Source organism: Nonomuraea composti (genome assembly GCF_012034275.1).
GTDB lineage: Bacteria > Actinomycetota > Actinomycetes > Streptosporangiales > Streptosporangiaceae > Nonomuraea > Nonomuraea composti.
Map to the genome: position 1 here is coordinate 34,928 of NZ_JAATEP010000006.1, position 20,528 is coordinate 55,455.

17 protein-coding genes are annotated in these 20,528 nt (G+C 72.8%); 4 read left to right on the forward strand and 13 right to left on the reverse strand.

Annotated elements, in window-relative coordinates; all coding sequences use genetic code 11:
* Positions 1-39 precede the first annotated feature (39 nt).
* From HCN51_RS10560 to HCN51_RS10585, 6 genes are all read right to left on the reverse strand, one after another.
* A complete protein-coding gene (locus tag HCN51_RS10560; protein WP_168009187.1) occupies positions 40-732 on the reverse strand; it encodes an ABC transporter ATP-binding protein in 693 nt (230 codons plus the stop codon).
* Positions 725-1,645 carry an ABC transporter ATP-binding protein gene (locus HCN51_RS10565; RefSeq protein WP_168009189.1) on the reverse strand — a complete coding sequence of 307 codons (921 nt, stop codon included), beginning with the start codon at positions 1,643-1,645 and terminating at the stop codon, positions 725-727. Before HCN51_RS10565 ends, HCN51_RS10560 begins: the two co-directional genes overlap by 8 nt.
* Positions 1,642-4,218 carry an FtsX-like permease family protein gene (locus HCN51_RS10570; RefSeq protein ID WP_168009191.1) on the reverse strand — a complete coding sequence of 859 codons (2,577 nt, stop codon included), beginning with the start codon at positions 4,216-4,218 and terminating at the stop codon, positions 1,642-1,644. Before HCN51_RS10570 ends, HCN51_RS10565 begins: the two co-directional genes overlap by 4 nt.
* Entirely contained in the window at positions 4,215-7,271 is a 3,057-nt protein-coding gene (locus tag HCN51_RS10575; protein ID WP_168009193.1) for an ABC transporter permease, read from the reverse strand. Before HCN51_RS10575 ends, HCN51_RS10570 begins: the two co-directional genes overlap by 4 nt.
* Positions 7,272-7,488: 217 nt before the next feature.
* Entirely contained in the window at positions 7,489-7,761 is a 273-nt protein-coding gene (rpsT, locus tag HCN51_RS10580) for a 30S ribosomal protein S20 (protein ID WP_080041962.1), read from the reverse strand.
* 109 nt (positions 7,762-7,870) lie between these two features.
* Positions 7,871-8,857 (reverse strand): glycoside hydrolase family 18 protein, encoded by a 987-nt coding sequence (locus HCN51_RS10585; protein ID WP_168009195.1) that lies wholly within the window; start codon positions 8,855-8,857, stop codon positions 7,871-7,873.
* Positions 8,858-8,871: 14 nt separating this feature from the next.
* Between HCN51_RS10585 and lepA the strand changes: the two genes are divergently transcribed.
* A complete protein-coding gene (gene lepA / locus HCN51_RS10590) occupies positions 8,872-10,743 on the forward strand; it encodes a translation elongation factor 4 (protein ID WP_206066838.1) in 1,872 nt (623 codons plus the stop codon).
* Positions 10,744-10,783: 40 nt separating this feature from the next.
* Positions 10,784-11,275 (forward strand): GNAT family N-acetyltransferase, encoded by a 492-nt coding sequence (locus HCN51_RS10595; protein ID WP_080041959.1) that lies wholly within the window; start codon positions 10,784-10,786, stop codon positions 11,273-11,275.
* 27 nt (positions 11,276-11,302) lie between these two features.
* Here HCN51_RS10595 and HCN51_RS10600 read toward each other — a convergent pair whose 3' ends face one another.
* Positions 11,303-12,904, reverse strand: coding sequence for a DUF6297 family protein (locus HCN51_RS10600; RefSeq protein WP_240972701.1), 1,602 nt, complete (start codon positions 12,902-12,904; stop codon positions 11,303-11,305).
* The gene (gene ccmA / locus HCN51_RS10605) at positions 12,901-13,524 is read right to left on the reverse strand and encodes a heme ABC exporter ATP-binding protein CcmA (RefSeq protein ID WP_168009199.1); all 624 of its coding nucleotides are present in this window, start codon (positions 13,522-13,524) and stop codon (positions 12,901-12,903) included. Before ccmA ends, HCN51_RS10600 begins: the two co-directional genes overlap by 4 nt.
* A 316-nt stretch (positions 13,525-13,840) precedes the next feature.
* On the opposite strand from ccmA, the gene HCN51_RS10610 reads away from it, so the two are divergent.
* Complete coding sequence (locus HCN51_RS10610) at positions 13,841-14,314, forward strand: hypothetical protein (RefSeq protein ID WP_168009201.1); 474 nt, start codon at positions 13,841-13,843, stop codon at positions 14,312-14,314.
* On the opposite strand, the gene HCN51_RS10615 is transcribed toward HCN51_RS10610, so the two are convergent.
* The 3 genes from HCN51_RS10615 to HCN51_RS10625 are packed head-to-tail and all read right to left on the reverse strand — an operon-like array spanning position 14,274 to position 16,785.
* Complete coding sequence (locus tag HCN51_RS10615; protein ID WP_168009203.1) at positions 14,274-15,083, reverse strand: response regulator transcription factor; 810 nt, start codon at positions 15,081-15,083, stop codon at positions 14,274-14,276. The genes HCN51_RS10610 and HCN51_RS10615 overlap by 41 nt on opposite strands.
* A complete protein-coding gene (locus HCN51_RS10620) occupies positions 15,080-16,246 on the reverse strand; it encodes a histidine kinase (RefSeq protein ID WP_168009205.1) in 1,167 nt (388 codons plus the stop codon). The genes HCN51_RS10615 and HCN51_RS10620 overlap by 4 nt, the downstream gene beginning before the upstream one ends.
* Positions 16,247-16,296: 50 nt before the next feature.
* Positions 16,297-16,785, reverse strand: coding sequence for a hypothetical protein (locus HCN51_RS10625; protein ID WP_168009207.1), 489 nt, complete (start codon positions 16,783-16,785; stop codon positions 16,297-16,299).
* 135 nt (positions 16,786-16,920) lie between these two features.
* Between HCN51_RS10625 and HCN51_RS10630 the strand changes: the two genes are divergently transcribed.
* Entirely contained in the window at positions 16,921-17,547 is a 627-nt protein-coding gene (locus HCN51_RS10630) for an MOSC domain-containing protein (protein ID WP_168009209.1), read from the forward strand.
* Positions 17,548-17,933: 386 nt separating this feature from the next.
* Here HCN51_RS10630 and HCN51_RS10635 read toward each other — a convergent pair whose 3' ends face one another.
* Together HCN51_RS10635 and HCN51_RS10640 are read right to left on the reverse strand one after the other, a co-directional pair.
* Positions 17,934-19,181 (reverse strand): glycosyl hydrolase family 18 protein, encoded by a 1,248-nt coding sequence (locus tag HCN51_RS10635; RefSeq protein WP_168009211.1) that lies wholly within the window; start codon positions 19,179-19,181, stop codon positions 17,934-17,936.
* A gap of 51 nt (positions 19,182-19,232) precedes the next feature.
* Positions 19,233-20,471, reverse strand: coding sequence for a styrene monooxygenase/indole monooxygenase family protein (locus tag HCN51_RS10640; protein WP_168009213.1), 1,239 nt, complete (start codon positions 20,469-20,471; stop codon positions 19,233-19,235).
* Positions 20,472-20,528 lie beyond the last annotated feature (57 nt).

Consider the following 20,528-nt stretch of genomic DNA (forward strand, 5'->3'; position numbering starts at 1 on the left):
CCTGGCAACCTGCCGCCCCCGACCAGGGGCCGGAGCCCGTCAGGTCAGCGCGGCCTCGCGTACGACGCCGTCGCTGATCTCCAGCACCCGGTCGGCCAGCGTCATCAGGCTCGGGTCGTGCGTGGCCACCAGCGCCGTGACCACCTCACTGCGGACGACCGCCCGCAGCAGCTCCATGATCTGCCGCCCCGTCTGCGAGTCGAGCTGCCCCGTGGGCTCGTCGGCCACCAGCAGCCGGGGCCGGTTGGCCAGGGACCTGGCGATCGCCACCCGCTGCCGCTGCCCGCCCGACAGCTCGTACGGCCGCTGGTTGACGTGCTGCTCCAGCCCCACGAGCGCGAGCAGCATCCGGACCCGGGCCTCGCGCTCCGCGACGGGCGTGCGCCGCAGCCGCATGGGGACGCCCACGTTCTCGGCCGCCGACAGCACGGGGATCAGCCCGAACGACTGGAACACGAACCCGATCACGTCCCGGCGCACGGCCAAGAGCTCGTCCTCCGGCAGGGACGTGACTTCGCGCCCGTCCACCACCACCCGCCCGGCGTCCGGCCGGTCGAGCCCGCCGATCTGGTTGAGCAGGGTCGTCTTCCCCGAGCCGGACCGGCCGCGGACCGCGACCAGCTCGCCGGGCCGCACGGAGAACGACACGTCCCGCAGCGCGACGACCTCCTTGGGCCCGCTCCGGTACACCTTGCGCAGCCCTTCCACCACGACCAGGGGCGCGTCAGTCATTCGAGGGCTCCTCTCGGGCGGGCCACACGCCGATGTGGTCGGATTCGAGCTCCAGGCGCACCCGGCGCTCCATGTCGAGGGCGTTCATGAAGTCGCGGGGCAGCTGCAGGCGCCCGACGCGGTCGAGCACGGCGTACTCCTCGGCGATGATCTGCCCCTCGGCGCCCTCGCGCCGCAGCGTCTCGCTGCTGGTCCGCCCGTCGCGGATGCCGACCGTCCGGTCCACCTGTTCCGAGACGAGCGGGTCGTGCGTCACGATGACCACGGTCACCCCCAGCTCCCTGTTGGCGGTGCGCAGCGCGTCGAACACCTGCTCCGACGTCTCGCTGTCCAGCTCGCCCGTGGGCTCGTCGGCCAGGATGAGCTGCGGGGAGTTGGCCAGGGCGACGGCGATGGCCACGCGCTGCTGCTCGCCGCCGGACATCTCGGGCGTCCGGCGGCCGGCGCAGGAGGCGACGCCGAGCAGCTCCAGCAGCTCCATGGCGCGCCCCTTGCGGGCGGCGCCGGCCAGCTTCATCGGCAGCTCGACGTTCTCCCGCGCGGTCAGGTACGGCAGCAGGTTCCGAGCCGTCTGCTGCCAGATGAACCCGACGATGGAGCGCCGGTAACGCAGCCGGTCCTTGGCGCTCATCGACAGCAGGTCCATCCCGGCCACCCTGGCCACGCCGGCGGTCGGCACGTCCAGCCCGGACAGCACGTTGAGCAGCGTCGACTTGCCCGACCCCGACGCGCCGACGATGGCGACCAGCTCGCCCTTGTCGATCACCAGGTCGAGCCCCTGCAACGCGACGACCTCGACGCCCTCGGTCTTGTAGATGCGGACGAGGTTGTCGCACACGATGTGCGCGTCGCCGCCGAACGCGGCGGACGGCCGGGTGGCCTTGGCTTCCAGCTCGGACAGGGTCGGGTTCATGGGAGCTCTCCCACTCGGAGGACGGCGCCCAGGCTGCGGCGCCGGCTGATGGCGGTGTGCGCGTACGCGCCGAGCACGGCGACGCCGGCCAGCCCGGCCGCCAGCGCGCCGGGCAGGAGCAGGCCGGGCGAGTAGTCGCCGACGGGCAGGTCGCCCGCGTACGACGACAGGTCCACGCCGGGCCCGAGCGCGGCGGGCAGCCCGAGGCCCAGGCCGAGCCCGACCAGCGCGGTGAGGAGGATCATGGGCAGGATCTCCAGCACGGTCAGGCGCTGCGCCTGCCGCTCCGACAGGCCGAGCGTGCGCAGGAACGACACCGCCCGCGCCCGGTCGGCGGCCCCGATGACCAGCGACAGGACGACGGCGATCAGCGCGTACGCGGCCAGCGCGACCGTCACGATCACCAGCGTCCAGCGCACGGTGGCGGTCAGGGGATCGTCCTGGATGGCCCGCAGGGCGCTCTCCTGCGAGGTGACGACGGCCGACGGGACCAGCCGCGCCAGCTCGGGCAGCGCGACGTCGCCCTGGATCAGCAGCGTGTTCACGGCGGGCCGCACCTGCACGCCGATGGGCACGACCATGAACTTGCCGTGTGTGTAGAAGCCCGGCACCGACTCGATGACGCCGCGCGTGGCCAGCTTCACGCGTGACTGCCAGCCGATCTCGATCGTGCCGCGCCCGCGCAGCTCGGGGGAGACGAGCGCGCCGTCGGGCAGCGGCGGCAGCCCGACGGGGGCGCCGTCGAGCAGGCCGCGCCACTGGGCGACGTCCACGGCGATGGCCTCGGCCCGCTCCGCGCCGTACCCGACCTGCACCCGCCCCGTCTGGGCGGGCACCACCCGCTCGACACCCGCCAGCCGGCGCACCCGCTCGATCGCCTCGGCCGGGATCTCGCTCTCCGACGTCACCCTGACCGGGGCGCCCACCTGCTGCCAGGACGCCGTCCGCTGCGTGGTCGCGATCCCGTCGGACACGACGGCCGCGAACACGGACACGCCCAGCGCGGGCAGCAGGATCAGCACCGGCAGCAGGCTCCCGGAGCGCGCCCTGGAGGCCCTGGTCAGCCCCAGGAACGGCACCGCCGCCCGGCCGCGCGCGGCCAGCCGCACGAGCAGCCGCAGCGGGTACGGGTAGCAGCGCAGCGTGATCAGCGCCGCCGCGACGGTCAGCGCGACGGGCACGACCAGCAGGAACGGGTCCTGCCCGCCCGCCGCGCTCAGCCCGCGGGCCCGCAGCAGGTACGCCCCCGCCAGCGCCAGCACCACGACCAGCGCTTCGAGCGTGACGCGCCGGGCCGAGGGCCGGGCGGCGGCCACGTCGTCGCGCCGCTCGTGCAGGGGCGCGCGGTGCGTCAGGGCCGTGCGCGCCCCGGCGTAGGCGAGCGCGACGACGACCACGACGACCGGCCCGGCGTGCACGATCGGCAGCGCGGGCCCGGGCACGAGGTACGACAGCGCGTACCCGGCCAGCGCACCCGGAACGACCGCCAGCCCGGCCAGCGCCGCCGCGGTGCCCGCCACCTGCCGCAACGACCCGCCGCGCGCCCGCGCCAGCCCCAGCGGGTGCTCCAGCTTGTCGGCGAGGAGCTGCACGGCCAGCACGATCACGCCGAGCGCCACCGCGAGCAGCCCGCCGAGCACGAGGTACATGACGGTCTGCGCGGTGGACAGCGCGGCCAGGAAGTCGCCGAGCAGCTTGGGCAGCGCGGTCTCGACGCGGTACGGGCTGCCGGTGGTCTGCAGCCCGACGACCCGCTCGAACTCGGTGACCGCCGCCCGCAGCCCGGGCACGTCCAGCGCGTCGGCCGCCCGCGCGTCGAGGGGCAGGACCCAGCGGTAGGTGAGGTTGCGCCCCTCGCCGCTGAGCGCCGTCAGCCCGGCGTCGGACATGAGCGTGGTGATGTGCTTGACGTGGTCCTTGCCGCCGGGCGGCTGCTGCTCGATGACGTGCAGGACGTCGGCGTCGTGCGACCAGGAGCGGTCGCCGGGGTCCTTGGCGCGGAAAGCGCCGACGATCTTCACGGCGGCGTAGTCGTTCTCGCCGAGGGTGATCGTCTGGCCGAGCCGCAGGCCCATCTCGGGCAGGGCCTCCTCGACGATCCCGACCTCGAAGACGGGGATGGTGCCGCCCTCGTAGCGGGTCGTCGCGGGAGCGCCGGGAGCGCGTCCCTGGACCCAGTCCACGCGCCGGTCGGCGTCGGACAGCCAGCCCAGGTTGACGTACATGCCGCCGCTGGTGCCGGTGACCGGGGTGAGCTCGGTCTTGGCGCTCATGTGCCCGGCCCCGGTCGTCAGCGGGCGCAGCCCGGCGGGCACGATCTCGCGCCACAGGCGCTCGCGGGAGTCGAACTGGGCGCGTTCGCGCAGGTCCTCGGGCCGGCCGGAGGACTGCGTGGCCACGGTCAGGTCGGCCTGGACGGCGGGGGCGGCGGTCAGCGCGCGGCGCAGCGCCTCGTCGTACGAGCTCTGTGCCGCCCTGGGCAGGCCGGCGACCAGCACGCAGGCGCTCAGCGTCAGCACGAAGAGCACGGCCACCGTGCCCAGGTGCACCCGGGCGAGCAGCCAGGTCCTCACTGTTCCTCCCGGAGGCCGTGTCCCTGGCGGCGCAGGTGGCGCGCCAGCCCGGCGACGATCGCGAACAGCACCGCCGCCACCAGCGCCAGCATCACGCCGGTGGCCGTCCACGGGATGTCCAGCACGACGCCCGGCGTGACGGCCGCGGCCTGCCCGGTCAGCACGATGTGCGGCACGACCAGCACGCCGACGACGACCGCCAGCGCCGTGCCCGCGACCAGCGACAGCCCCACCACGAACGCCTGCTCCACGGCCAGCATGCCGAGCATCTGCCGGGAGCTGACGCCGAGCGCCCGCAGGATCGCGAACTCCGCCAGCCGTTCCCGCGCCGCGACCGCCGCGTTGACCAGGAAGCCGAGCGCCGCGAACACCAGCGCCGCGCCGAACCCCAGCATCAGCGCCCCCTGCAGCCCGCTGGCCAGCGGGTCGTCACGCAGGGCGGCGGCCAGCGCGCGCTGGTCGAGCGCGGTGACGTCCCACTCGGGGTGCCCGCCGAGTGCGGCCACGGCCGGGGCGGTGTCGCCGGCGGCCAGCCACCACTCGGTGGCGGGGCGGGGGAGCTGTGCCGCGGCCAGCTCGTGTGCCTGCATCGTCTGCCAGTCGACGAGCAGGGCTTGCTGCCCGGCCGGGGTGGTTGGCATCGTCTCCACCACGCCGACGACCTTGACGGTCATGACGCGGCGGTCGATCGAGGCCCGCCCGGTCTGGCCGGTGCCCAGCTTGAGCGCGGCGGACAGGTCGGAGGTGAGCACGACGGGCAGCGGGCCGGGCTCGGGCCGCCGGACGAAGGGGGCCGCCGCGGTCCCGCTGACGCTCATGGTGAGCGGGGGCGCCGCGACCTGCTGACCGTCCGCGCTCAGCGCGGTCACGGTCAGGCTTCCGGTGCTGTCCTCCTGCGCGCTGGCGACCAGGCCGAGCAACGTCAGCGGGTACGTGATCGTCCCGCTCCGTCCGGCCAGCGCACGCAGGTCCACCTCGACCCGGTTCGTGCCCTTCTTGAGCAGGCCGAGCGGCAGGTCCCGCCAGACGCCGAGCCCGTCGGACAGCACCAGCCGCGCCGGCAGCTCGGTGCTCGCCTCGGCGGTCACGACGAGCCCGGCCGGCCGTCCCGGCAGGGCGAGCCCCGCCGCCCGGTCGCCGGCCAGGGCCTTCGACAGCTCGCCGACGCTCTGCGCCGACAGGTCGGAGCGCAGGTGGAACAGCTCGCCGAGCTTGCTCGCGTCGAGCGCGAGCAGCATCGCGTTCGTGCCGCTCACGTCGGTCTGCCCGCGGAAGCCGGGCGAGGCGGCGGTGACGCCGGGCAGCGCGGTGAACGCGGTGCCGCGCCCGAGCGCGCCCAGCTCGGGGCCGTCGGCGGGCCCCGACAGCCGCAGGTCGGCCCCGGCCTGGTGGCGGGCCTGGTCGAGCTGGGAGGAGCGCCAGGTGGCGGCGGTGGCCAGGGAGACGATGCCGATCGCGATCGCCATCGTGAGCAGCAGCGCGGGCCCGGCGTACTTGAGCGGCCGTCGGCTCACCTGCCACGCCCCGAGCGCGGGCGCGAGGGTGGGCCGCCTGGAGGTGATCCGCTCGGCCAGCCGCGACAGGCGCGGCACCAGCCGCAGCCCCAGCATGCCGCCCGTGAGCAGGGCCAGCGCGGGCCCGGAGATGATCAGCGGGTCGATGCCCAGCCCGCCCGCCGCCGTCGCGGTCACGGGTGCGCCGTAGCGCTGGAGCTGCCAGATGGCCAGCCCGGCCACGACCAGCAGCGCCAGGTCCGCGCCCGCCCGCTCGATGAGGCCGCGCCCGCCGCCGCGCCCGCGCGCCGACTGCTCCTCCACGTACGTGCGCCGCGCCCCCGCCAGCGCGGGCAGCACCAGCAGCACGGCCGCGGCCAGCGCCACCCCGAACGAGACGAGGAACGTCCCGGCGTCCGCCACCGGCGCCAGCCGCACCCCCGACGCCTTGATCCAGGGCAGCGCGTTGACCAGCGCGAGCAGCGGCGGCCCCAGGAACGGCGCGACGACCGCGCACGGCAGTGCCACCAGCAGCGCCTCACCGCCCGCCAGCGCCGCCAGCCGCACCGTGCCCGCGCCGCGCGAGCGCAGCAGCGCCACCTCCATGCGCCGGTGGTCGGCCAGCAGCCGCGCGGTGAGCATCAGCGCGTACGCGGCCAGCAGCAGCAGTTGCAGCACCGGGATCAGCATGGTCGAGCGCGCCACCAGGGAGGCGGTGCCGAGCTGGGTGAGCAGGTCCGGCAGGCGGCTGGCGGCCACGCAGCTCCCGCAGCCGGCCGCCTTCAGCCGCTCCTCGACCTGCCCGATCGCGCCGGCCAGCGGGCGCAGCCGCTCGGGGGTGAGCGTGCGCAGGTCGGGCACGGCGGTCCAGGTCGCGTTGACGCTGGTGGCGAAGCGGGCCAGGAACGTCTCGCGGGTCACCATGAGCGGCCCGAACGTGGTGAAGTCGCCACGCTCCACGCCCCGGCTGAGCAGCTGCTCGCCCGCCCAGCGCGCGCCGAACGGATCGTCGATCTGGAAGACGCCGGCCACGCGGACCCGGACCGGGCGCGGGTCGAGCCGCCCGCGCGTGGTGAACTCCTGCCCGACCTCGAACCCGCTCGCCGAGGACGCCGACAGCGAGATCGCCACCTCCACCGGGTCGTCCCCCGGTTTCGGCCAGGCCCCCGCGACCAGCCTGGCATGCCGGTCGAGCCCGTCGTAGCTGCCGAACCTGAGCAGGTCGGGACGCTCGCGCCCCTCCTGGCCCGGCATGGCGTAGGAATCGGAGCGGAAGCTGGTGGTCAGGGCGGGCGGTCCGGCGTAGGCGCGGGTCAGCTCGGCACGCACGGCCTGGTCGAACCGGGGGAACGTCTCGGCGGTCACGGGGGAGCTGATGGTGGCCACGGTCTGGCTGTAGGAGGCGGTCTCCATCGTCCGGCGGACACCGGCCTCGGCGATGGAGGAGGCGTACATGGTCAGCGCGACCAGCGTGGTGGTGGCCAGCAGGATCGAGCCGAGCGCGGCCAGGAGGAGCAGCGGCTCGCTGAACGCCCTCTTGACGATCAACGGCCCTCGCATGCGCCCCCCTTTTTGCCCCGTTTAGTGCACTTTCGAGCAGGGGGCGAAGCAGGGGCAAGGTGATCTTTGCAACGGTGACGCACCCGATACGGGCGTGTGATATCGAAACTGTGACAAATGGGTGCGAAAACGCGAACGCCGCCCCTCGCGTTCGCGAGGCGCGGCGTTTCGGAGTGCCGTGCTTGCCCGGCGGATTACCGGGCGGTCACTGGGCGGATTACTTGGCGGCGGCCAGTGCAGCGGCCTGCTTGGCGATCGCCGACTTGCGGTTGGCGGCCTGGTTCTTGTGGATGACGCCCTTGCTGACGGCCTTGTCGAGCTGGCGGGCGGCAGCCCGCTGCAGCGCGGTGGCCTGCTCGACGTCGCCCTGCTCGGCGGCCTCGCGGAACTTGCGGACCGCCGTCTTCAGCGAGGACTTGACTGCCTTGTTGCGCAGACGAGCCTTCTCGTTCTGCTTGTTGCGCTTGATCTGGGACTTGATGTTCGCCACGAAGAAGCCTCGGTGAAAGTCTGAAGTGATGGACGGGGCGCGCGGGCTCGAGAGAGGGCGCGCCACACGCAGTTGCCCAGGTTACCAATAACTCAGGCGGCTGCTCAAATCAACGCCACCGCGTCATGTACTCGCGCCAATCCTCCTCGGTGGCCGCGAAGTCCACATAGAGGGCCAGCCCGAACCGCTCGCGGCGGCCGTGCTCCGTCAGCGCCAGCCTGGCGCCCTCGGCGGCCATCGCGACGCTCTCCGCCTCGTCCGCCCATGCTATGCCGTGGTCGTGGTAGGCCGGGGCGCCGATGTAGAGGGCCTTCGACTCGGGGACCAGGTCGAGGGCGAGAGCGGCCTGGCGGGCGACGTAGCCGCCGTAGAGGGACTGTGCCGGGGTGAAGGAGTCGTAGGTCATGATCGCCACCTGGTCGACGCGGGCCACCACTTGCCGGAAATATCCCTCGGACCAGTACTTGTCGTGACCCAGGACCGCCCGGGCGGTCAGGCGCATGCCCAGGTACGGCTCGATCTGCGGGGTGGAGGTGGACAGGAGCTTCGTGTGCCGCCTCGTCCGGTCGAGGAGGTCGAGGAAGGCGGTGTCGCCGTCGCCGATGGGCTCGAAGTTGTAGTGGATGCCGTCGTAGCCCTGCTTCATGATGGCGGCGACGCCGGCCAGGACGTTCTCGCGGGCTTGGGGGTCGTCGAGGTCGAGGCCGTTCTTGACGGCCTGGCCGAGCCAGGCGGAGACGCGGAGGCCCGGTAAGTACTTTCGCACCCATTGAACGAAATTTCCGGCGTTGGGGTATTTAGCGGGATCTAGGCGGCCGTCCCACTCGAAGGGGCCGGAGTGGACGTACAGGTCCTTGATGCCCGTGGCGCGCAGCCGTACGGCGAGCCGCTCGACGTCCTGCTCCGTGCGGCGGCCGTCCACCCAGGCGTGGCCCAGCCATAAGGCGTCGTTCCCGGTGCTCTTCGCCCAGGCTGCCGGCGCACCGGTAAACTGGATGCGGAGCGCCGCGGCGAGAAGGCCGCCCAGCGCGACCACGATGGCCAAGGCAAGCGCGAGCAGGCGCAGGCCGCGGCGGATGACGGTTCGGGCAATCACCCGGGCATGTCACCATGGAAGACTGCTTGACCTCAACCCTGTCGAAACGGACTTCGGTGCGCACTCAGCCTGGCCAGACCGACCCCGCGTTGATCCGCAACTTCTGCATCATCGCGCACATCGACCATGGCAAGTCGACCCTTGCCGACCGGATGCTGCAGATCACCGGCGTGGTCGAAGAACGCGCCATGCGCGCCCAGTACCTCGACAGGATGGACATCGAGCGCGAACGCGGCATCACGATCAAGTCGCAGGCCGTCCGGCTGCCGTGGGACGGCCACGTGCTCAACATGATCGACACCCCCGGGCACGTCGACTTCACCTACGAGGTCTCCCGGTCGCTGCAGGCGTGCGAGGGCGCGATCCTGCTGGTCGACGCCGCCCAGGGCATCGAGGCGCAGACGCTGGCCAACCTCTACCTGGCCATGAACGCCGACCTGCACATCATCCCCGTCCTCAACAAGATCGACCTGCCGGCCGCGCAGCCGGAGAAGTTCGCCGAGGAGCTGGCCGGGCTGATCGGCTGCGACCCGTCCGACGTGCTCAAGGTGTCGGGCAAGACCGGCGAGGGCGTGCGCGAGCTGCTCGACCACGTGGTCGCCACGGTGCCCGCCCCGGTCGGCGTCGCCGACTCGGCCGCGCGGGCGCTGATCTTCGACTCGGTCTACGACACCTACCGCGGCGTCGTCACCTACGTCCGGGTCGTCGACGGGCACCTCGGCAAGCGCGAGCGCATCCTGATGATGTCCACCAACGCCACCCACGAGACGCTGGAGATCGGCGTCATCTCGCCCGAGCCCAAGCCCGCCGAGCTGGGCCTCGGCGTGGGCGAGGTGGGCTACCTCATCACCGGCGTGAAGGACGTGCGCCAGTCGCGCGTCGGCGACACCGTCACCTCGGCCGGCAAGCCCGCCCAGGAGATGCTGGCCGGATACGAGCACCCCAAGCCGATGGTGTTCTCCGGCCTCTACCCGATCGACGGCGACGAGTACCCCGAGCTGCGCGAGGCGCTCGACAAGCTCCAGCTCAACGACGCCGCGCTGGTCTACGAGCCCGAGACGTCGGCAGCGCTCGGGTTCGGCTTCCGCGTCGGCTTCCTCGGCCTGCTGCACATGGAGATCGTGCGCGAGCGGCTGGAGCGGGAGTTCGGCCTGTCGCTGATCTCCACCGCGCCCAACGTCGTCTACCGCGTGGTCATGGAGGACGGCAAGGAGCTCACGGTCACCAACCCGTCCGAGTTCCCCACCGGCGGCAAGATCGCGCAGGTCTTCGAGCCGGTCACCAAGTCCACCATCCTCGCCCCCGCCGAGTTCATCGGCGCGATCATGGAGATCTGCCAGGGGCGGCGCGGCCAGCTCCTCGGCATGGACTACCTGTCAGAAGACCGGGTCGAGATCCGCTACACGCTGCCGCTCGGCGAGATCATCTTCGACTTCTTCGACCAGCTCAAGTCGCGCACCCGCGGCTACGCCTCGCTCGACTACGAGCCGGCGGGCGAGCAGGAGGCCGACCTCGTCAAGGTCGACATCCTGCTGCAGGGCGAGGCGGTCGACGCCTTCAGCGCCATCGTGCACAAGGACAAGGCCTACGGCTACGGCGTCGACATGGCCAAGAAGCTGCGCGAGCTGATCCCCAGGCAGCAGTTCGAGGTGCCGATCCAGGCCGCCATCGGCGCCCGCGTCATCGCCCGCGAGAACATCCGCGCCATCCGCAAGGACGTCCTGGCCAAGTGCTACGGCGGTGACATCTCCCGCAAGCGGAAGCTGCTGGAGAAGCAGAAGGAAGGCAAGAAGCGGATGAAGATGGTCGGCCGGGTCGAGGTGCCGCAGGAGGCCTTCGTCGCCGCGCTGTCCACCGACTCCAGCGCCGACAAGACCAAGAAGTAGGCCGCTTTCCGGGCGGGGGCCCCCTGAATACCCTGAAAGTATGGAAACGGTGCAGACGGCGCGTCTGGTCCTGTCCCGGGTGATGCCGGAGGACCTCGACGCCGTCCACGAGATCCACTCCGATCCCCGCACCAGCGTCTACCACCCCAGCGGCCCCGTCACCGACCTGGAGTCCAGCCGCGCCATGCTCGACCTGTGGCTGGCCGACTGGGACGAACGCGGCCTCGGCTACTGGGCCGCCCGCCTGCCCGGCGACCCGCACGTCCTCGGCTTCGGCGGCCTGCGCCACGCCGTCGTGGACGGCGCCGAGGTGCTGAACCTGTACTACCGCTTCAGGCCGTCCGCCTGGGGTCACGGGTACGCGGTCGAACTCGCCCGCGCCGCCCTGCGGGTGGGCAAGGGGCTGGGCACCGTCGTGGCCGTCATCAGGGACGTCAACCTGCCGTCACACCGGGTGGCGGAGCGGGCCGGCATGCGCAAGGACCGGACCATCCCGTACGGCGGCGTGCCCAGCGACGTGTACGTGGCCTGACCGCCCCCGTCTTGGGATGCCCGCCCCTTACTTGGCCCGCATCAGGAACCCCAGGAGCACCAGCACACTCAGCACTCCCTGCGCCACCAGGAACGGGGCCAGGGCCGCCGGCTGGGAGGCCAGCGCCGCCGCCGTGGGCAGGCAGCCGAGCAGGGCCAGGTCAGGGCCGGTGGCCGCCCAGAAGAGCGGGCCGGTCGGCACGGCCCCGCCCGGCGTGTCGATGACGGGCATCGAGTGATCGACGGGAGGGCGCCGGGCCATCCGCAGGGCACCGGCGGCCAGCGCCGGCGCGGCCAGCGGCCCGAACCACCACCACGCCGCGCCCCCGGAAGCCATGAGATCGGTGGGCGCCCCGGCCTCGAAGGACAGCGTCAGGGCGGCGAGCGCGACGGCCGCCCACGTCCCCGCCAGCAGCGCCGGCAGGGCCGCGCGGGCCGCCAGCGCCTGCCGCCTGCCCACCCCGATGAGCCTGGCCAGGGCGGGATTGTCGGCGTCCCTGCGCGCACCGGACGTGCCCAGCGACGCCACCGCCAGCGCACCCCCGAGCACGGCCAGCCCCAGCACCACCGGCGGGCCGCCCGCCTGCGCCAGCACCGCCGGCAGCGCGGCGCTCCCCGCCACCGCCGCCAGCCGGCCGGGCCTGCGGGCCAGCCGCCGCCAGTCCTGCCAGGCCAGGGCGAACGGCGCGGGCAGCGACGGCCAGCGCCGGGAGGCGAGCTTCCTGGCCCGCCAGTGGTTGTCCTCGGCGATCCAGGTGAGGGCGCCAGGATCGAGCGACATGGCCGCGCTCGCCACGTGGCCGGCCCGGGTGGAGGAGGTCACCAGCGTACGGGTGGGGATCCGGTCGAGCGTGGCCCACGCCTGCCGTACCAGCAGGCCGGACAGCACGGCGGCGCCGGACACGGCGGCGGTGAGAGCCGGCAGGGGAGCGCTCGCCGCGACCGCCAGCACCGCACGGAGCCGGCCCGTCACCGCCACCACCGCCAGCGCCAGCAGCAGGGCCGTCCCGCCGGTCAACCACACCCGCCACGACTCCGACGCCTGCCCCAGCACGGCCAGCGCCATCCCGCCCACTGCCGCGGCCACGCCCACGACCAGCGCGCCCAGCACCCGCCACACGAGCTGGTCGGGCGCGCCCAGCACGGCCAGCAGCCCGATCCCGAGCAGCAGACCCGCCACCGCCGCGATCCCGAGCAGCAGGCGCGCCGACCGGGCGAGCACATGCCGCCGGTTCAGCGGCGACAGCAGCAGCCAGGAGGCGTCCGCACCGGGCAGCAGGACAGGCCCCGCCGCCCGCGCCGCCGCCAGGAACCCGGCCAGGGCCAGCGCCAGCAACGCCACCCCCGCCCCCATGCGCGCCGGCTCACCCGGTACCGCCAGGCTCGTCAACACCCCGGACACGGGCCTGCCGGCCACGGCGATCAGCATGAGCAGGCAGAAGGCGGAGACGTAGCGGTCCATCAGGCTGGCGGGGGTGCGGCTGCGCGAGCGCACGTAGGCCCGCAGGGTCCGGACATCACCCCCGATCGCCACAGTCACGCCGTCACCACCAGTCACGCCGTCACCACCAGTCATGCCGTCACCGTCGGTCGGGCCGTCGCCTCCGGTCCAGCCGCCACCTTTGGTCATGCCGTCACCCCGGAAGGGGCGATCTGACGGCCGATGGCGGCCAGGCCCTGGTCATGAGTGGCCATGACGACCGTGCCGCCCTCGTCGGCGTACTCGGTGAGCAGATCGGCGAGCTCGGCGCGGAAACCCTTGTCCAGGCCCCGTTCGGGCTCGTCGAGGAGCAGCAGCGTGCTCGGCCGCAGCAGCGTGGCGGCCAGGGAGAGGCGCTGGCGCTGACCCGTGGACAGGTTCAGCGGCGGCGCGTCGGCCCGCTCCTCCAGCGCGAACAACTCCATCGCCGTGTCCACCGTCATCCTGGCCCTGGTGTGCACGGCCCCCATCAGCTCCAGATGCTCACGAGCAGTGAGCCCCGGATACCAGGCCGGCTCATCACCCAGCAACGCCACCCGCCCCCAGAACGCGGCATCGTTGGCCGGCGCCCGCCCGAACACGCGCACCTCCCCGGCCGTGACCGGCTGCAACCCGGCCAGACAACGCAGCAGGGTGGACTTCCCGGAGCCGTTCGGGCCGACCACGGCCACGATCTCACCCGGCGCCACGGACAGGCTCAGATGACGGAGCACGGGATTGCCGCCGAGCTCCACCGTCAGGGCAGACACACCGATGATCGAGTCGTACACCGTTCGAGCGTAGCGACCCCACCCCCCACCCGCGCACCCGCCCGCTCACCCGACCGGCCACACACCCGCCTACCTCGGCCACGAACCCGACCGTTTCGGATGCTCACCGCCCAACCGCCCACCAGCCCGCACGCTCGCCGCTCACCGTGGGTGCGCACCCCCACCCGACCGGCCGCGACACCCGCCGGCCTGGATGTTCACCGCCCGCCAGGCCGCACTCTCGCCGCCCGCATGCTCGCCGCTCACCGCAGGGGCGCACCTGCCCGCCCGGCTGGCCCCGTACCCGCCCCACCTCGGCCGGGCACCTACCTCCAGGATGCTCACCGTCGGCCCGGCCGCGCATCCGTCGCTCCGAACGCTCGCCACTCACCCCGGGCGCGAAGCCGCCCCCCAGAACCCCGGCGACGCAGGCGATTCTGTCGGTGCCACCGCGTACCTTCTCTTCCGAACACCTGTGCGACTGGAGGGTGACGTGATTGCTTCTGAGCGATTCGAGCGGGCCGCGGTGCTAGGGGTCGCTGTGGCGGAGGAGACCCGGCGGTTGCTGAGGCGCCACCTTGACGACCGCGAGGAGGGCGCCGACGGCACCGTCCTCGTGGACGTTCCCTACCCTGACGCGGCCGTCGTGGCGACCCTGCTCGACGTGGCCGCCGAGTGCTTCGGTGAGCGCGGCGCCTCCGTGGAGGAGACCAGGCAGGCGGCGTTGGAGACGCTGTTACAGCTCGCGGGCTTCGACGAGGAGTCCCAGCTCAACCAGGGTGCGCCAGGCCGTGACGATAGGCGTAGGTGACGGCCTGGGCGCGGTCCCGCAGCTGAGCCTTGGCGAAGAGGTTGTTGATGTGCGTCTTGACGGTGGCCTCGGTGATGTAGAGGCGCCCGGCGATCTCCGCATTCGACAACCCTTCGGCAATGAGCCTCAGCACTTCGACCTCCCGCGGGGTCAACCCCCGCATCCCCACCCCTGTCCCTCCGGTCACCGCCCGACCGGAGCTCTGGCCCGCGTCCGGCACGGCCGCGCGCGTTCCTGCCACGGCCGGAGGGACAGGGGCCGGGTCGGAGGCGGGCGGGGGCGGTGAAGTGGTGGCGGTGCCCGGTGTGGTGGGCGTTACCGGTGCGGAAGGGGTGGAGGTCGTGGAAGGGGGAGGGGCCATGGTGTCGAGGAGCCGACGCTGCACCGTGGGGTCGAGCTGGGCGTCGCCGCGCATCACCGTGGCCACGGCCGAGGCGATGTCGTCGGCGTCGGCGTCCTTCGTGAGAAACCCGCGAGCACCCGCGCGCAGCGCCGCGAACACCGACTCGTCGTCCGAGTACGTGGTGAGCACCACGACCTGCGTGTCCGGGTACGCGGCGCGGATGCGGCCGGTCGCCTCCACACCGTCCATGCGCGGCATGCGCAGGTCCATCAGCACGACGTCCGGCCGTTCGGTCTCGACGACCCGCAACGCGGCCTCACCGTCGCCCGCCGATCCGACCACCTCGATCCCCGGCAACAGGCCGAGCAACAGCACCAGCCCCTCACGCACCACGGCCTGGTCATCCACCACGACCACCCTGATCATGCGCGCAACCTCCCGCGTGCCCAAGGGACGGGGACTCTCAACTGGACGAGGAAGGTGCCGTCCTGCTCGCCCGCCGTCAGCGTGCCGCCGAGGAGTTCGGCGCGTTCGCGCATGCCCACGAGGCCGTACCCGCCCCCAGGGGTGCCGGGCTCGGCGGAGGTGGGGTTGGTGATGCGCAGGTCGCAGTGGCCGGCGGCGAAGGTCAGCGTCACCTGGGCCGGGCTGCCCGGGGCGTGGCGGCGGATGTTGGTGAGGGCTTCCTGGGCGGTGCGCAGGAGGGCGAGCTCCGTCTCCGGCGGGAGACGGTGCTCGGGGCCGGAGATGCGTAGCGTGCAGGGCTGGTGGGCGGTGGTCTCGAAGTCGTCCGCGAGCGTGCGCAGGGCTGCGGGGAGGGCGGGCGGGTCCTCGCGGAGGGCCGAGACGGCGCGCCGGGCCTCGTCGAGGCCCGACTTGGCGAGGTCCCGGGCGCGGGTGACGCGGTCGAGGGCCTCGGCCGTACGTTCGGCGCGCAGCAGCAGCTTGGCGCCCTCCAAGTGGACGAGCTGGGCGGACAGCGAGTGGGCGAGGATGTCGTGGATCTCCCTGGCGATCCTCGCCCTCTCCGCCAGCACGGCCTCCCGCGCCTCGGCGGCCCTGGCGGCCTTGCGCTGTTTCGCCGCGTACGTGATCAGGAAGATCAGGCAGACGCTGAGCACGAGGGGCAGGTCGTCGACCGGCGAGCCGGCGAGTTCGCCCGCCACCACGAGCCCCGCGACGGCCAGGAGCCCGACGGCGAGCGAGAAGCGCAGCGGCAGACGGCTCACCGCCAGGCTGACGCAGATGAGCAGGGCGCCGATCGTCACGCCGGTCCGGGTGATCGTGTTGAGGGCGATGGACAGGAGCACCGCCAGGCTGAGGGAGACCAGCATGACCCGTTGCGGCACCCGCGCCACCGACCCGGCCACCCACCGCAACGGGCTCCGGCGAGCCGGATGCGGCTCCGGGGTCGGGCCGGTGGGGTGGTGGACGGAGTCGGTGGAAGGAAGGGGTGGGTTGCGGAATGAAGGGAGAAGAGGGGCGAGCAGGCTGAGAGCCAGGGCGATGGTCAGGATGGTGACGGCCAGGGGGGTGCCGGTGAGGCCGGGGGCGGGGGTGGCCTGGAGCTGGGATGCGATGAGCAGCACGACGACTCCCAGTCGCAGGGCGAAGGGGACGGCTCGGGACAGGCCACGCATCACCCCACGAACGTATCCGGTCGCGCCCCGGTGCTGGAAAGCGCGCGGCCCCTGCGGGCCACCAGGTACGCCTGGATGCCGACGGTGAGGCCGAGGAAGAGCAGGACGCTGCTGGTGGAGGCGGTCAGGCCGATGGCCGTGCCGGCGAAGTACAGCCCGGCGCGGGTCGCGGCCGAGGCCAGCCACGCCAGGATGGTCCAGCGCGTGGCCTTCGACCAGGCGACGCCGGAGGAGTCGAGCCAGACGCGGACGGTCCGCGCCCGCCACACCCCGAGCGCCACGGCGGCGCCGGCCTCCACGAGGAAGAGGGCCAGGCTGAGGGCGAGGTGGGCGGTGTCGAAGAGGCCGCCCGTGACGAGGCCGACGATCACCATGGCGCCGGCGACGTACAGGGTCGCGGTGCCTGCGGCCGGGCGGGTGCGGAGCTGGCGGTAGATGACGAACGCGACGACGAGGAGGGAGATCAGGGAGATTTGTAGGGTGTTCACGGCATTTGACCGTAGGGAGGTGGCGGTCGTACCGGATCGGTCTGCGGGTTGAGGGTGTCGGATCTCCATCCTGGGGTGGAGAACGCCCCGATATCGGCTCGCCTTGGTGAAGAATGCTCCATTACCGTCCTATTTATGCGCATTCTCTCTGTGAACGTGGGCACGCCGGTCGACGCCGAATGGGCGGGGAACCTCAAGCGGACGGCGATCGACAAGCGCGCGGTGGCGCACCGGGTCGCGGTGCTCGCCAACGGGCTCACGGGGGACGCTCGGGCCGACGAGAAGAACCACGGCTCGCCGAAGTCCGCCGTCTACGCCTACGCCAGGGAGGACTACGACTGGTGGGAGCGCGAGCTCGGGAGGGGGCTGCGCCACGGGCAGTTCGGCGAGAACCTGACCACCACCGGGATCGACGTCAACGAAGCCCTGATCGGGGAGCGGTGGCGGGTGGGCACGGCCCTGCTGGAGGTGACGGGGCCGAGGACGCCGTGCGTGGTGTTCCGCAACTGGATGGACGAGCCCGGCTGGGTCAAACGGTTCACGCAGGCGGGGCGGCCGGGGGCGTACCTGCGGGTGGTGGAGCTCGGTGAGCTGGGGGTGGGGGACGACGTGGAGCTCGTCTCACGGCCCGAGGCCGGGGTGAGCGTGGCCGACCACTTCCGCGCCCGCAACGGCGACAGGGACGCCCTGCGCCGCATCCTCAGCGTGCCTGGGCATGACGCGAAATGGGATGAGATGGCCGGGCGAGTGCTGCTGGGCTGAGGCCGTCGAGCAACCTGGCGTCGAGTGGCGTGGCCGCTGCCGAGGGCGTTGTGGCGCTGCCTACGCGATGGCGGGCTGCTGCCCATGGGGCGGTGTGGCGCTGCCAACGTGGTGGCGGGGCGTTTTGAAGCGCTGGCCGGGCGTTGCTCATCGCGAGCGGTGTGGCGCGACGGAGGGGGCTGATGTCGCGGACGGTGCGGTGTGCTGAAGAGGGCTGGCGCCGTGAAGGGGCACTGCGCGGAGGTGGCCGGCAGGCGTGCTGAGAGTGGGTCGCGTGAAGGGCCGGTGCGTTGAAGCTGGCTGGGGCTGAAGGGGTGGCGCGACGAAGCTGGTGGGCGGTGTGAAGGGGCGCGGTGTCGTAGAGGGGCCGCGCCCCTTCATGGGGGTCAGCGGAGGATGGAGTACAGGGCCGAGGTGAGGGAGGCTACGGCGTCGTCCTGGTCGATGGACCACATCATCGAGCCGCCGAGCCCCTTCAGCCGGATGTACGCGGCCTTCTGCACCAGCACGGCCGGATCGTCGTAAGACCAGAACTCGTTGCCGTCGTACAGCCACATGGCGCCGCTGCGCAGGTCGCGGTAGCGCTTGCCGGGCTTGGAGACCAGGTCCTTGTAGTCCTCGGTGCCGGGGGCCCACTTGCCGGGCGCGGGGCCGGTGGCGGGCTGGTAGAGGCCGTCGCCGCCGGCGGTGACGCCGGTCCAGCCCTGGCCGTAGGCGGGGACGCCGACCACGATCTTGCGGGCGGGGGCGCCGCGGGCGAGGTAGTCGCGGACGGTCTGGTCGACGCTGTAGCGGACCGGGTTGGGGTCGCGGCGGTCGGTGAGGAGGTTGCCGTTGTGGCCGGTCTGCGGCTCCCAGGTGCCGTGCAGGTCGTACCCCTGGACGGTGGCGAAGTCGAGCTGGCGGAAGACGTCGCGTACCTCGAAGCCGGCGTCGATTTTGGCGGCGGCGGCCGGGAGGAAGGCGGTGAGCTGTGCGGAGCGGGAGAAGGCGCGCAGCTGGGCGCGCAGTTCGGCGACGAAGAGGGTGAAGTTGCGCTTGTCCTCGGGCCTGATCGCGTTGCCTTCGGCGCCGGAGGAGCCGGGCCACTCCCAGTCGAGGTCGATGCCGTCGAAGACGCCGGCGGCCGCGCCCGGTTCGAGGCCGGGCAGGTTGCCGCGCAGCCACAGGTCGATGCAGGAGCCGGCGAGCGCGGCGCGGGATTCGGGGGTGAGGACGGCGTCGGAGAAGTACTTGGAGCCGGTCCAGCCGCCGAGGGAGATCATCACCTTGAGCCCGGGGTGCTTGGCCTTGAGCTTGCGGAGCTGGTTGAGGTTGCCGTTGAGGGCCTGCCCGGGGGCGTCGGCGACGCCGTCGACGCTCTGCTCGGCCGGCACCGGGCGCTGCCAGTCGGCCCAGGGGTCGGAGGAGTAGCAGGCCCCTTCGGCGTTGACGAACCCGAACGCGTAGTTGAGGTGGGTGAGCTTGGCGGCGGCGCCGGTGACGTCGACGTCCTTGACGTGGTAGTTGCGCCCGTAGACGCCCCATTGGATGAAGTACGCGACCCGTTTGAAGCCGGTGCGGGCCTCGGCGGGCACGGAGAGCGCCGTGAGGCCGAGTAAGAGTGACAGTGCGATCAGGATCTTCTTCTTCACGAGCGGCTCCCGGGCTGCGCACGAAACTCTTATAGGAAACTTTCCTATAAATTAGACGCGATCGTAGAGCGGCGGCTCGCCCCCGTCAACGATGCGCGCGATCTCCGCGGGGCTCGACAGCAGCCCCCAGGCGAACGCCGGGTCGGAGAACAGCGTCAGCACGAGATCGGCGAGATCCTGCCTGGTGGCGGCGGCCACGAGCAGCTTCACGACGTGCTCGGCGGGCGGCCGCAGGAACGCGTTCGTCCAGTCGACGACCGGCGCCGCCGCCTCCCACATCCGCTCCGCCGTGGCGTGGGCGAAGGCGGCGTCGTACGGGCCGCCCGCCGCGATGGCGTCGGCCGCGATCCACGCGCACCTGGAGCCCAGGTTCGCGCCCTGGCCGGTGATGGGGTCGTTGACGATCCAGGCGTCGCCGACGGCCAGGGCGATCCGCCCGCCGGGCAGCTCGGCCACCGGCTGACGTACCGTCGGCGTGACCGCGCCCTGCAGCAGGTCGTCGGGCCCCAGCAGCTCGAACGCCGCCGCATCCACCCGCTCGGCCAGCCGCGGCGCGTGCTCGCGCAGCAGCGCGCGCAGCACGGCCGGGACCTCCTGCCAGGGGGTGCGGGTGATCGGCTCCAGCGGGCCGCCGGGGATCGCTTCGACGAGGACGGCGGAGACGACCCCCTCGCGCGTCATCATGGGCATCCGCAGGATCTCGCCGGCACCGCCCGAGATGTTGTACGAGAACAGCGGCTCCAGGTCGATGCCCCGGTACAGCCCGGCCGCCAGGAGCCGCTGAGGCCGTTCGAAAGGGCTGCGCGCGGCGTCGCGCGGGAACAGCTCGGCCACCGAGCGCCGGCCCGCCGCCACCACCATCAGCTCGTGCCGCCGCGACCAGCGGTCCACCTGCGCCGCGTCCGGCGGCTTGGCGGCCACGACGAGCTCGCCGCCGCGCCGGGCGTAGTCGTCCATGAACGCGGGCAGCAGCAGCCGGAAGTCCACCGCGTGGAACGGCTCGGCGACGCCGGCCGTGAACTCCAGCGGCGGATCCCCCTTGACCGAGAGTCTGGCCCGCCTCATGAGGCAGCCGGGGTCGCGGAAGTGCTCGCTGCCCAGCTCCCGCTCCCGCGCCTGCGTGTGCCCCATCCGGACGACGGTGGCGGGCAGGCGGCTCCCACGTAACGTGTCCGCGTCGCTCTCGCAGTAGAGCGTCGTCGCGACGCCGAGCTGCTGCAGCCGCAGGGCGAGGGTGAGCCCCGAGATGCCCGCCCCGACGATGCCGATGCCGATGCCGGTGCCTGCCATGGTGTTCCCCTTCAGCGAGATGGGATCGGAGCACTCCCGGGAGCCGGGCACACTGGA